We start from the raw sequence: 12846 nt of genomic DNA, 5'->3' as shown, positions 1-12846 counted from the left end.
GCAAAAGTATCAGCAAAAAACCTTAGCAAGTGTGGCAGTTTGTTAGACCATTACAGGTATTTAAGACGAGCTGTTTAGAGTTACTTAATCTTAATTCCTAGCTGCTTCAGCTTGCGATACAAATGTGTACGCTCTAAACCTGCAATATCCGCTAATTTACTCATGTTATTCAATGCATCTTTCATGTGATGTTGAAAATACATGCGCTCAAAGTCATCTCGTGCTTCACGTAAGGGCTGGTTTAAGAATGACAAGTTAACAGCGGTAGCGGTATTAGTCTCTTCAACTTGAACTGGCTTATGCTTTTTGATTTCAGCAGTTTTCACTTGTACTTCAGGGTCATCAAACTGATGTAAAACACGCTTTACATCATCTAAAGTGATTTTATCGCCTAAGCTCGTGTGTATTAAATTTCTGATAGCGGCATCTAATTGCGCCAAATCGCCAGGCCAATTAGCGTTACGCAAGCCATTCAATGCTGCTATATCAAACTCGCGGTATTCCAAACCAGCCAGCTCTAACTGCAAATTAGCAATCGCAACGACTAAGTCGGGGATGTCTTCTCTATGTTCATCCAAGGCTGGTACACGCAAAGATACAGCGGATAAGGCTTGAAATAAATTATGATCAAATAAAGACTCAGCTTGTAACTTAGGCAAGTTCTCACTAGTCCCACACACTACACGCACATGGTATTTTTCTGACTTTGCAATGAGTAGTAATAAGCCTTTTTGCTCAGCCTTTTTAAGGTCAGCAATCTCAGGAATATACAACACTCCACCACGAATCGCTTCAAGTATGTCCAAAGGCGTATCGACCAGTTGGTTGAAGTCAGTTAGTTGCAACCAAGGGCTACCTGCATCTTGTAAATAACGCGCACAAAGCTCCGCCCCACATCCTTTAGGGCCAATCAACAGAATTGGCGTTAGGCTGACGCCTACAGCAATTTTATCTAGCCTATCTTTAAGTGCCGTCACAATTGGGCTTTTACCCAAACTGGTGAGATTCATTTCAGATTTAGGCAGCTGCTCACTGTGTTTTAATGCTGCACTTACGGTTTTCAAAAGCTTTTGCAGCGCAATTGGCTTTTCTAAGAAATCAAAAGCGCCGATGCGCGTTGCTTCAACCGCGGTATCAATCGTACCATGACCAGACATCATGACCACCGGCATCGTCAGTAAGCTGCTATTCGCCCATTCTTTAAGCAACGTAATACCATCACAATCTGGCATCCATATATCTAGCAACACAATATCAGGGCGCTCATGCAGACGGGCTGCACGCGCTGCCGCGGCATTTTCCGCCAGCTGCACTTGGTAGCCTTCATCTTGCAAAATATCCCGTAAAAGCTCGCGTATACCGATTTCGTCGTCAACCACTAATATATGTTTTGATGCCATTTTCTGTCTTCTTTATGATTCTGTATTACTAAGTGTGTCTATTAAGAGCGGAATTTTGATTGCTACAATTGCGCCTGTAGTTTGCATCGCTTTTGGCACATTTTCAATTTTAATACTGCCTTTATGTTCTTCAATAATCTTTTTTACAATAGCTAATCCTAAACCAGTACCGTGTGATTTTGTAGTGACATAAGGCTCAAAAACACGTAATAACATATCTTCAGGAAAACCTAGCCCATTATCAGTGACAGTTAGCGTTAACATTTCACTTTCAATTTTAGTTTGAACTGCGATTGTGGCATCCGTCCTGTCTACCAGTGCGTCTTGAGCATTTTGTAGCAAGTTATGGATCACTTGGCGTAGCATCGTACTATCGCCTTTGATCAGACAGCGCTGCTTTTCCAACACCAAACTTATCTTGCTACCCGACTGATCATAAAGCGAGACCACTTCTTTAATGAGATTATTTAAATCTAATTTTTGCAATTGTGGTGCAGGCGAACGTGCGTAATCACTAAATTCATTCACCATGCGTTTCATCGCATCGACTTGGTTAACAATGGTTTCTGTCGAGCGCCTTAACATTTCCGCATCGGCATCATTGAGTTTACTAAGTAATTTATGCGACATGCGCTCTGCCGACAATTGAATCGGCGTCAGTGGATTTTTAATTTCATGTGCCAGTCGCCTTGCCACCTCACCCCAAGCTGCGTCTCGTTGCGCTTGTATCATAGTGGTTGCATCATCAAACACCGCAACATAGCCCCCATCTGGTAGACGCGTACCACGCACGGTCAGTATCTGCTTGCCATTAGCCCCCAACAACTCTACCTGTGTTTGAGCGTCTTCTTTATGTGTACCAGCTTGCTCAACATCATCTAAGGTATTCTTAGCCACAGTCAGTAAAAAGTTCTCTAATCGAGGATGTTTAAGGTTGATTTGCTCTAACTGTAAGCCCACATAACCTTCCAGCGGTACGCCCAGAATATTCATGGCAGCTTCATTAAACGTACGCAATTCGCCGCGCTTATTCAATGCCATCACACCTGATGATAAATGCGCGAGTATGGTTTCTAAGTAACCACGAGCTGCTTCTACACGGGCTCGGTTGCTATCAGCAGCTTTGGTCGCATCGTCTAACTGTTGCGTCATGCTATTAAAAGATTGAACCAGTACGCCCAACTCATCTTTACCATGGGCAGGCAACATCGTGCTGTAGTCGCCGCTGGCAATCGCCTTAGTACCTTCGGCCAACACGGTTAAAGGCGCAGATAGCTTACGACTTAACACGAAAGCTACCGCAACCGCACCCAACATCGCTAGCATCATCACCAATGTCAATGTGAGGGCAAATACCTCTCTTAATGAAGCACGACTATACGAAAGCTGCTGATAGTCTTGATAGACATCTTGTACGGCCTCAGCCGTCGTTGCTAATGGCTTAGGTACAGGTTGCAGCAGCTGTAATATGCGTGTTTCACCAGTTAAATCTTGGCCATTGACTGGTGCTAGCACGCGTAAATACAAGCCTTTATTACCGATAGGCTCAATACTTGCCACTATATGTTTACGTGCTTGCCTCAGCTGTGCCACATTCGGCAACTCAGGTAAAAAGCTAGCTGAATCACTACTTGATACCTCTAAAATTCTGCCTTGCACTGTTAGTAAAGTCAGGTCTTGTATCCCGCTTTTTTCACGTAAATCATTTAATATTGAATGGGTGTTTACAGGCTGAAAAGATAGCGTCGTCGCCATGCTCTCGCCTTTTTCTTTCACATCGGCCAGCATAATATCTAAGGCCGTACGCCCTAAGTTAAGCCCGCCTTCAAGCGCAGCTTCTACCTTCACGTTAAACCAAGATTCAATAGATCTTGTTAAAAAGTTCACTGAAACTAGATAGACGATTAATCCTGGAATAATCGCCATCATCGCAAAGCTAGCTAGCAATCGTAGTGTAAAACGGCTACCTACAACGCCTTTACGAATTTGTCTGTACAGCCGCCAAATCTGATAACCAATCAACACTATCAGGAATGTGGCTAACACCCCATTGAGTGTTACCAACAGAGTATAGTACTCGCCAGACGCAGCAGTATTCGCACTTGCGTTTGACAGCAAGTAGAGTAAAAAAACGCCTAAAGCAGCGCTTACAAAAACGACATATTTCATTGGCGAAAATTAATCATTTAAATAAGTTAGGTACCCATTCAAAACGCTGCGAACTCATTTTCCAGTCATCTGAGCCAATGGTGTCGCCCTGTAATACTTTTGGTAATTTTTTGGGGTCAAGCCGCATCAATACAGCCGCTTTATAATGCTCGCCTTTTTCGACTTCAGACTTTTGAAATACTTTTAAGTCACTGATTTCAGATAAGTCATCAGTGGCTTCATCTAAACGTACAAAAGCTTTTTGCTGATCGCCACGAATGACTAAAAATTGTCTAGAAAGCGCATGGTAGCTTAAAGTAACACGGTGAGTTACTGTCGCCACCTCATCGTCGAACCAATATTTACGAGGTTTGGATAACTGAAATTCAATCAAAAAATTAAGCTCAAAGCCTTTGCTAATGGCCTCTTCCATCTTCTCGCTAAACTTCATGTCAACGTCTGCATTCAGCGCGTATGAATCATCAAGTGCCACTAGCGATGCACTCCTGATACTCATACTGCTGCTGCCTGCCAATGCCGTTGTTGCAATCAGCATGAGCAAGCAGAATGAGAAGAATAGTTTAATTTTTTTGCAGCAATGCATAGAAAAAGCCATCATGTGCATTTGTGGGGATAAGTTGGCCATTGATTTGGGTAATTTCTGCCGACGCATAATTTTCTGGTAGCTCAAATGATAGTTGAGTCGCATCAGCATTATTTTGTAAGAAATTATCCACTTGTCCTTGATTTTCTTCATTAAAAACAGAGCACGTTACATAAAGTAATTTACCACCCTTTGCCAACATCTGCCATAAATTAGCCAGAATTTTAGCCTGCTGGCGGGTAAAAGAAGCAATATCAGCTTCACGTCGTAGCCATTTAATATCCACATGGCGTCGCACGATACCAGATGCGCTACATGGCACGTCCGCCAATATCCTGTCGAAAAGTTGCGGCGCAGTTTTCGTGTCATCCCACCAATCAGTCATTGATGCATCGCCAACCAAAAGGTTCGCTTGTAACTTCATGCGGCTCAAATTACTTTGCACACGTTGCAAACGTGTTTCATCAGAATCTAAAGCTGTTAAAGCCACATCTGCTAACTCCAAAATATGCCCTGTTTTACCACCTGGCGCGCAACAAGCATCTAGCACGTTCATGCCAGCTTTGGCTTCAAGCAGATATGCCGCTAGCTGTGCGCCTAAATCTTGCACAGAAACAATACCATCGCTAAAGCCTGGGATTTTTTCTACTGGCACAGGATTAGTTAAAATCAGAGCCTGCGCACCAATATGCTTAGCTTGAATGTCTTGGCGAGTTAGTAACTGACAATAATCTTGCATGCTGATTTTTTGCGTATTGACACGCAATGTCATAGGCGGATGTTGGTTGCCTGTTTCAAGCATGCACTGCCAGTGGGTAGGATACTGCGTTTTTAGCTTATTAACCCACCACTGTGGATAAGAATAAACGGCCACATCGCTAGATTTAAGCTTTGCAGCAAGCTGGTCTTTTTGACGTAAGAAATTACGCAAAATCGCATTCACCAAACCCTTAGCCCAACTCTTAGGCGCAGGACGTTTTAATTGGCTCACTGCATGCACCGCTTGGTTGACCACGGTAAAAGAGTCTGCTTTATCGTGCAATAACTGATAAATTGCGACAAGTAGCAAAGCATTAATTCGGTCATCCGTTAACGGCTTTTCTAGCAGCTGGACCAAGTAAGCATCAATCTCACCATAAAACCGCAAAGTACCATAACTTAAATCCTGCGCTGCCCCGCGCTGCTGCGGCGTAGCACTAGGAAACACCGCCAAAGCAGCAGGCAACGCCAAAGTAAGATTACGGCCAGACAACACCTGATTCACAGCATTTGCAGCGATTTGTTGAGATATATACAAAGAAAACTTTCTTGAAGTTAAAACCAATTGATTAAGCCTTGATTTTACTTGATAACAGTGCGCTCGGGGCTATTCATCAATGAAACTTCAACGAAGTGGGTTTTAAATATCTCCTGCTACCGCGCCTAAGATTTTTATTCATTTTGGAGGATTTCGATAAGCGGCTGTTTGAGCGTAGCGAGTTTCCGCTTGTCGTCCAAAATTAATATAAATCTTAGGAATCAAGCGGTAGGGAGTAGCCTTTTCTTTGGTTTCTTTCTTTTGGCTAAGCAAAAGAAAGAAACTCGCCAGTCGCGCGAAAGCGACCACTTACATACTACGCGATACACTTCGCTATTGACGTACTACTTATTATTAGCATCCCAACTCTTGACTTGATTTGACTAAAAGCTCAAATCGGCTTTTTGCTGTGCCACTAAACCACTTACTTACCCATACAAAATTAGTATCATTTTCTCGCGAAGAGTCGTGCCAACCTTCTTGAATTACAATTAAATCTTTACTCATTCGATTTATTTTTGATTTCACTAGAAAACAGGTTGCTTCACCAGCACTTTTATCCGTAGCTAGGTATCGTTTTTGCAAAGCAATTAGCAACTCAGCCTCTTTTAGAGTCGTATCAGAATCATCCCATCGAGCTATCGCCGAGGTTAGCTTTTCATAAGCTACTAGTTTATATTTGTAATATAAACTAGCAGATAACCCGCCTGCAGCGAAAGAAAAAACTACCACCAAAAACAACACAATAAGGCGCTTTATATTCATAGTTTTAGCCTAAACCACCATCGCCATCAACCGCGCAACCCGCTCCTCAGTCTTAGGATGCGTACTAAACAAACTATCAAACGACACCCCCGCCAAAGGATTAATAATCATCATCTGCCCCGTTTCTGGATGCGCTTCCGCCGTTGGATTGTGAATTTGATGTGCATAATCACTAATTTTCTGCTATGCACTCGCTAAGGCTTTCGGGTCACGACTAATTTCCGCCCCTACTCTATCCGCCTCAAACTCGCGTGAACGCGAAATTGCCATTTGAATCAATGAAGCTGCCATTGGCGCTAAAAACATCATCAGCATAGCTACCACAGGACTCACATTGCGCTCACCACCATCATTCCGACCGCCACCAAACAGCATGCCAAATGTACCAATAGATGAAACTGCACCTGCAATCGTCGCAGATATAGTAGAAATTAGCGTATCACGATGCTTAACGTGTGCAAGTTCATGCGCCATGACGCCACGCAACTCACGTTCGCTCAACACCTGCATGATGCCAGTAGTGGCGGCAACGGCGGCATGTTCTGGGTTGCGACCTGTGGCAAAAGCATTCGGTTGCGCTTCGTTCATGACATACACTTTTGGTATAGGCAGTTGCGCATTTTCGGCAAGCTCTTTGACAATGTTGTAGTAGTTGCGAAACTGCGTATTGTCGCCAAAGTTATTTTCTGGGCTAACTTCTTGCGCACCGTACATTTTAAGCACGGCTTTATCTGAAAACCAATAGGCATACACATTCATACCAGCCGCCAACAGCAACGCGATCATCATGCCGCCTTGGCCGCCAAGCGCTGCGCCAACCGCACCAAATAGCGCGACGATGGCTGCCATTAACACGGCTGTTTTTAACCAATTTCCGAACATTGCATTCTCCTTTTCATGACGCAGACCAATGCTTAATAGATGAAGGCAAATAATAGAAATTCAAGTTTTAGAATAGAAGTGAACGCTTAACTAAAAAAATCGCCAATTTGCAAATTATGCCCTTGCACAAAAGCTTGCGCACTAAGTCGCTTACCCCCTGGCGCTTGCAGCTCAGTAATATGCAATAAACCATCGCCACAACCAACGGTGACACCATCATGCACGCTGACGATCTCACCTACTTTAGCATTTCCCGCTTTTGCGGTGGCCATCCAAATACGACAAACCTCACCTTTAAGTACGCCTTGCGCAACGGGGAAAGGGTTAAATGCACGCACTTGGCGCGAAACTTCAACCGCGCTTTTTTGCCAATCAATAGCCGCTTCTGATTTCTCTAATTTATGTGCATAAGTCACTAAAGCTTCGTCTTGAGGTGTGGCTGGCAGAGTGCCTTTTATCTCTAATTCAGCCATTGCTTGCACCATTAAATCAGCGCCCGTTTTACTTAACGCATCATGTAAAGTTTGTGTAGTATCGTTCTCAGTGATTGGCACAATGCCACGGCTAACCATCGCCCCTGCATCTAAGGCTGGTACAACCTCCATAATGGTGACGCCAGTTTCTGAATCGCCAACTAATAAAGAACGGTGAATAGGCGCCGCACCGCGCCAGCGCGGTAGTAATGAAGCGTGAATGTTATAACAGCCAAATTTCGGCATATTGAGAACGACCGTTGGGATAATCAATCCGTAAGCTGCAACTATCATTACATCCGCATGCACCGCTTCTATTTGCGCTTGCACGGCTGCGTCTTTGAGTGTTTCTGGTTGAAATACATGCAGGTCATGTTGCTCAGCCAACACCTTAACCGGACTCGCTTTAAGCTTCATTCCACGCCCAGCTGGGCGATCTGGCTGTGTGAGCACCACGACGATTTGATGTCCCGCTGCAATTAGTGCGGCTAAAGCTGGGACGGCGAATTCTGGCGTACCAGCAAATATAATTTTCAAAGTATTTTCCTAAATGAACACTGAGTGACTTACTGCACCACTACTTCTGGCGCGTGAGTTTCAGCATTTTATTTTTTATGCGACTACGCTTGAGTGGCGATAAGTACTCGACAAAGACTTTACCCAGCAAGTGATCCATTTCGTGCTGAATGCAGATACTTAATAAACCTTCAGCTTTCAATGTAAATGGTTTTCCGTTGTAATCTAAAGCTTCAACTGTAATCTTTTCAGCTCGAGTGACCGTTTCATACACGCCAGGCACAGACAAACAACCTTCTTCATAATCTTGCTCGCCACTTTTTTTAGTAATTTTTGGATTAATAAACACCTGCAAATGGTCTTTAGTTTCGCTAGTATCAATAATTAAAAGTTGAATGTGCTGATCCACCTGCGTAGCCGCCAAGCCTATGCCAGGCGCGTCGTACATGGTCTCTCGCATATCATCGATTAAACGACGAATGCTCGCATCCACCTCTTTAATTGGTTTAGCCACCTTATGTAAGCGCGGATCCGGATAATTAAGTATGTCTAGAATTGCCATAAAAGCCTTGTTGTATCCTTAAAAGCTAAATTGTTACTACAAATATGGTTGTTTTTCCATAAAAGCTTGATTGTTTAATGAATTACGTGATAAATTTAACGTAATTTCGCGGTTAAAGTAGTTATTTAATCCGCATATTTTATAATGCATTTTTGACCGAGGTCATCAATATATGTTTCGCCATATTATAACGCTGCTCATGTTTTGTTGCATAAGCTTCAATGTTAACGCACAAGTGGTTACACTAAAAACTGACCATCCTGACCGACATGTTGTGGTGAAAGGCGATACTTTATGGGGGATTTCAGCTCAATTCCTAAAAGATCCATGGCAATGGCCTAGCATTTGGAAACTAAACCGCGCTCAAATTAAAAATCCACACTGGATTTATCCTGGTGACTTGATAGTTTTGGACATGAGCAGCGGTACCCCGCAATTGCGTTTATTACGCGAAACAGTCACCCTACAACCAGGTGCAGTTGAGGAGCCATTAGATAAAACAGCCATTTCCACCATTCAGCTCAAGGCAATCGCACCATTTTTAAGCCAGCCGCTGGTGATTGAAAAGGATCAACTGGATAAGTCACCTAGAATCATCGCAGGCCAAGATAACCGTGTAGTGCTTAGCCCTGGTACGCGTGTTTATATTAATAAAATCGAAGAAGGTGGCAACCTGAATTGGTATGTTTATCGCCCAGGCGACAACTTAGTAGACCCTGTCACTAAAAAAGTATTAGGTATAGAAGCTATCTATTTGGGCGACACTAAAATTACCAAATATGGAGAACCAGCAAGCGCAGACATTACCAAAGCTAAAGAAGAGATTTTTGTTAAAGATCGATTGGTGCCGTCTGGTGATGAAGTCGTCACAAACTTTGTACCGCACGCACCAGAGTCTGCAATATCAGGTCGCATCATTAAGGTTTATGGTGGCCTTGCTGAAGCAGGCCCACAAAGTATAGTGTCGATTAGCCGCGGAACTAAAGATGGCATTGAGGTTGGACATGTACTGGCAATTAATCGCTATGGAAACGTGATTAAAGATCCTGAATACGTTAAAGAAAAAGGTGCAAAGAATACTAAATCAGCCTCTGGGCTTGAGCCTGGCATGGTTAAACTACCTGATGAGCGCATTGGCTTATTAATGGTATTCCGCGTATTTGAAAATGTGTCATATGCTTTAATCATGCAAGCATCACAACCCATCAACACGCTTGATGTTGTAACAACACCTTAATATAAGCGCTTATGCAAGAAAACCGCAGTGATGATGCCTACAGCGATGCTCTTGTAGAAAAATCACTGTGGATAGCCTTAAGTAGCATTCATGGCATTGGCTCACAAACGTTTTGCCAGCTACTCAAAACTTTCGGCAACCCTAGCAATGTTTTTGACGCAAGTTATAGCCAACTAAAAGAGGTTGTGTCAGATACCATTGCAGCGGAAATCACAAAAGGTGTTAATCATGATGCCCTTTCCGGTTCGCTACGCTGGTTATCACAACCTAACAATCATTTAGTCACGCTTGCTGACACAGAATATCCCCAAGCACTGCTCGAGATTAGCGATCCTCCAGCTTTTTTGTACGCAAAAGGCAATCTAGCTCTACTCAATCAACCTAGCATTGCAATTGTTGGTAGCCGCAATGCCTCGGTGCAAGGTGAAAAAAATGCTGAGGCGTTTGCGCAAGGTTTGTCTGAATACGGCTTATGTATCGTAAGTGGCTTGGCTCTTGGCATTGATGGTGCGGCGCACAGAGGCGCCTTAAAAGCCAAAGGTTCAACTATTGCCGTAGTTGGCACTGGCTTAGATATTGTTTACCCAGCTAAACATCGAGATTTAGCCCATCAAATCGTCGAACGTGGACTCATTATTTCTGAGTTCGCTTTAAGTACGCCATCTAAACCACAAAACTTTCCTAAACGTAATCGCATCATTAGCGGCTTAAGTTTAGGCTGCTTGGTAGTTGAAGCGAATCTGCAAAGTGGTTCGCAAATTACAGCGCGCCTCTCTGCGGAGCAAGGTCGCGAAGTATTTGCCATACCCGGCTCGATTCATTCTCCCATGTCCAAAGGCTGCCATCAGCTCATCAAGCAAGGCGCTAAATTGGTCGATAGCCTACAAGATATTGTTGAAGAATTGGACTTAAACAATCAATACTCAAACATTAATGGCGAAGTCAGTGACGAACTTAAAACTAATCACACAATGCTCACTCTAATGGGTTATGAGCCGATTACATTAGAAAATTTAGTCAACTTAAGTGGCTTGACGGTGAGCGAAGTTTCATCCATGCTAATGCTATTGGAATTAGAAGGGAGTGTTGCTAGCCTAGCAGGCGGAAAATATCAAAAAATTGTGTAACTGATTCATCTAAATTTAGGGAAATTTAGAAATTTGATTTATGCATAAACCATCACACTTTATTTAAGAATAACTCTAATTTAAGGATAAACATCATGTTTGAAGTATTGGTTTATATGTTTGAGAATTACATTGATACACACTTTAGGCCTGACGAGAGCACGCTTTCAAGAGAGTTAAGTGCTGCAGGCTTTGATGAGCAAGATATTAACGGCGCATTTGATTGGTTCAATCAGCTAGAGCTGATGGCCGATCAAGCGGATATATTTGAAACGCCTAATCACGTAAGCACACGGATATTTACTAGCGATGAACTTAAAAAAATAACGGGGGAAAGCTTAGGTTTTGTCTTATTTTTGGTTCAAGCTAAAATTCTCAATACCGCACAGCGCGAGTTGATACTTGAGCTAGCCATGAATTTGCCACAGCCGTTAATCAGCATAGAAGAAATGCGTTGGATTGTGCTAATGACTACTTGGGGTGCAAGTAAATCTGGCCCTGATAAAACCAAAGAATATTTATTTATTGAAGATGCTTTGCTCAATAAACAAAAACCGACTTTGCATTAGCAAGTCGGTTTTTATTTTTTAACATTTTCACTAGCGAATTAAAGCGCTATTTTTCGCTAATATTTTCTATGATTTTACTAATCATTGTAGAACGATTCAGCGTATAGAAATGCAGGCTTGGCACTCCCCAAGCTTGCAATGTCTCACATAATTCACTCACGACATCTACGCCAAATGCGCGTAAAGAATCTATATCTTCGCCATACTCTTCTAGGCGCATTTTAAGCCAACGTGGAATATCAGCACCGCAAACGCTAGAGAATCTAGCTAACTGTGTAATGTTATAAATCGGCATAATACCAGGCACGATAGGCACATCAATGCCAGTAGCCTCGCATTGATCTACAAATCTAAAGTATGCGTCCGCGTTGTAAAAATACTGCGTAATGGCTGAGTTGGCACCCGCATCTACTTTACGTTTTAAGTTTAGCAAGTCCGCTTTAGGCGTTCTCGCTTCTGGATGAAACTCTGGGTAAGCGGCCACTTCAATATGGAACTGATTGCCAGTTTCGGCACGAATAAATTCAACCAACTCTACTGCATATTTAAAATCACCTGCGCTTACTTCACCTGATGGTACGTCACCACGCAATGCCACCAAACGCTTGATACCACGCTCTTGATAGGTTTTTAGCAAATCACGAATTTCTTCTTTACTAGATGAAACACATGAAATATGCGGTGCAGACTGAAAACCTTCTTGCTGAATTTCCAACACAGTATCCATGGTTCTATCGCGTGTAGAACCTCCTGCCCCAAAGGTAACAGAAAAGAACTCCGGATTATATTGCGCTAATTTTGCGCGATTTTCTCGTAGCTTATCTATGCCGTCGCTTGTTTTGGGCGGGAAAAACTCAAAACTAAATGCAGTTTTTTTCATGTATTACTCTTTGTTATTAGTCTTTTTTATTGTCAATCACAATGGCTGCGAACAGCCAAGAGAGCACGCTATATACCAGCGCACCGATAATGCCAGCCATTAAAGTTTTAACCTCAAATCCTTGTAGCCAATGACCAACGCCATAAAATAATATGCCATTAATCACCAGAATAAAAAGCCCGAGTGTAAGAATGGTAATGGGTAGCGTTAATATAACCAGAATTGGCTTAATCAACATATTGACTAAGCCAATCAGCAATGCTGCCAATAGCGCTGTTGTGAAATTAGCCACGTGAATATCTGGCACAAAATGTGTGACTAATAACAAAGCCAATGCATTTAATACCGATACAAATAATAGTTTCACAGGCTAATTCCTTAATAAG

Annotated in this window: 12 protein-coding genes and 1 pseudogene; 3 read left to right on the top strand and 10 right to left on the bottom strand. The window is 42.8% G+C overall.

Annotation, left to right across the window (positions count from 1 at the left end; all coding sequences use genetic code 11):
• Positions 1-80: 80 nt before the first annotated feature.
• The 8 genes and pseudogenes from PSU78_RS04985 to def form a co-directional block, all read right to left on the bottom strand.
• The gene (locus PSU78_RS04985; RefSeq protein ID WP_300385160.1) at positions 81-1400 is read right to left on the bottom strand and encodes a response regulator; all 1320 of its coding nucleotides are present in this window, start codon (positions 1398-1400) and stop codon (positions 81-83) included.
• 12 nt (positions 1401-1412) lie between these two features.
• Positions 1413-3569 (bottom strand): ATP-binding protein, encoded by a 2157-nt coding sequence (locus PSU78_RS04980; protein ID WP_300385157.1) that lies wholly within the window; start codon positions 3567-3569, stop codon positions 1413-1415.
• 13 nt (positions 3570-3582) lie between these two features.
• Positions 3583-4194 (bottom strand): DUF4390 domain-containing protein, encoded by a 612-nt coding sequence (locus PSU78_RS04975; RefSeq protein WP_300385154.1) that lies wholly within the window; start codon positions 4192-4194, stop codon positions 3583-3585.
• A complete protein-coding gene (gene rsmB, locus PSU78_RS04970; protein WP_300385151.1) occupies positions 4130-5449 on the bottom strand; it encodes a 16S rRNA (cytosine(967)-C(5))-methyltransferase RsmB in 1320 nt (439 codons plus the stop codon). Before rsmB ends, PSU78_RS04975 begins: the two co-directional genes overlap by 65 nt.
• A 354-nt stretch (positions 5450-5803) precedes the next feature.
• Positions 5804-6214 carry a hypothetical protein gene (locus tag PSU78_RS04965; RefSeq protein ID WP_300385148.1) on the bottom strand — a complete coding sequence of 137 codons (411 nt, stop codon included), beginning with the start codon at positions 6212-6214 and terminating at the stop codon, positions 5804-5806.
• Positions 6215-6223: 9 nt separating this feature from the next.
• Positions 6224-7096: pseudogene (gene htpX / locus PSU78_RS04960) on the bottom strand (zinc metalloprotease HtpX).
• A gap of 86 nt (positions 7097-7182) precedes the next feature.
• Positions 7183-8106 (bottom strand): methionyl-tRNA formyltransferase, encoded by a 924-nt coding sequence (gene fmt, locus PSU78_RS04955; protein ID WP_300385145.1) that lies wholly within the window; start codon positions 8104-8106, stop codon positions 7183-7185.
• 40 nt (positions 8107-8146) lie between these two features.
• Positions 8147-8647 carry a peptide deformylase gene (gene def / locus PSU78_RS04950; RefSeq protein ID WP_300385142.1) on the bottom strand — a complete coding sequence of 167 codons (501 nt, stop codon included), beginning with the start codon at positions 8645-8647 and terminating at the stop codon, positions 8147-8149.
• Between the two features lie 172 nt (positions 8648-8819).
• On the opposite strand from def, the gene PSU78_RS04945 reads away from it, so the two are divergent.
• The 3 genes from PSU78_RS04945 to PSU78_RS04935 all read left to right on the top strand — a co-directional run bounded on the left by PSU78_RS04945 (position 8820) and on the right by PSU78_RS04935 (position 11580).
• Entirely contained in the window at positions 8820-9884 is a 1065-nt protein-coding gene (locus PSU78_RS04945; protein ID WP_300385139.1) for a LysM peptidoglycan-binding domain-containing protein, read from the top strand.
• 11 nt (positions 9885-9895) lie between these two features.
• On the top strand, positions 9896-11011 hold the full coding sequence (gene dprA, locus PSU78_RS04940; protein ID WP_300385136.1) for a DNA-processing protein DprA: 1116 nt from the start codon (positions 9896-9898) through the stop codon (positions 11009-11011).
• Between the two features lie 95 nt (positions 11012-11106).
• On the top strand, positions 11107-11580 hold the full coding sequence (locus PSU78_RS04935) for a DUF494 domain-containing protein (protein ID WP_300385133.1): 474 nt from the start codon (positions 11107-11109) through the stop codon (positions 11578-11580).
• A gap of 46 nt (positions 11581-11626) precedes the next feature.
• Here the strand turns inward: PSU78_RS04935 and metF are convergent, their stop codons facing one another.
• Both metF and PSU78_RS04925 read right to left on the bottom strand, forming a co-directional pair.
• Positions 11627-12460: a methylenetetrahydrofolate reductase [NAD(P)H] gene (metF, locus tag PSU78_RS04930; RefSeq protein WP_300385130.1), complete on the bottom strand. Its 834-nt coding sequence runs from the start codon at positions 12458-12460 to the stop codon at positions 11627-11629.
• Between the two features lie 16 nt (positions 12461-12476).
• Positions 12477-12827: a phage holin family protein gene (locus tag PSU78_RS04925; RefSeq protein ID WP_300385127.1), complete on the bottom strand. Its 351-nt coding sequence runs from the start codon at positions 12825-12827 to the stop codon at positions 12477-12479.
• Positions 12828-12846 lie beyond the last annotated feature (19 nt).

Source organism: Methylotenera sp. (genome assembly GCF_029945705.1).
Classification (GTDB): domain Bacteria; phylum Pseudomonadota; class Gammaproteobacteria; order Burkholderiales; family Methylophilaceae; genus Methylotenera.
Note: the sequence above shows the minus strand (reverse complement) of the source record. Positions and strands in the feature narration are given on the sequence as shown.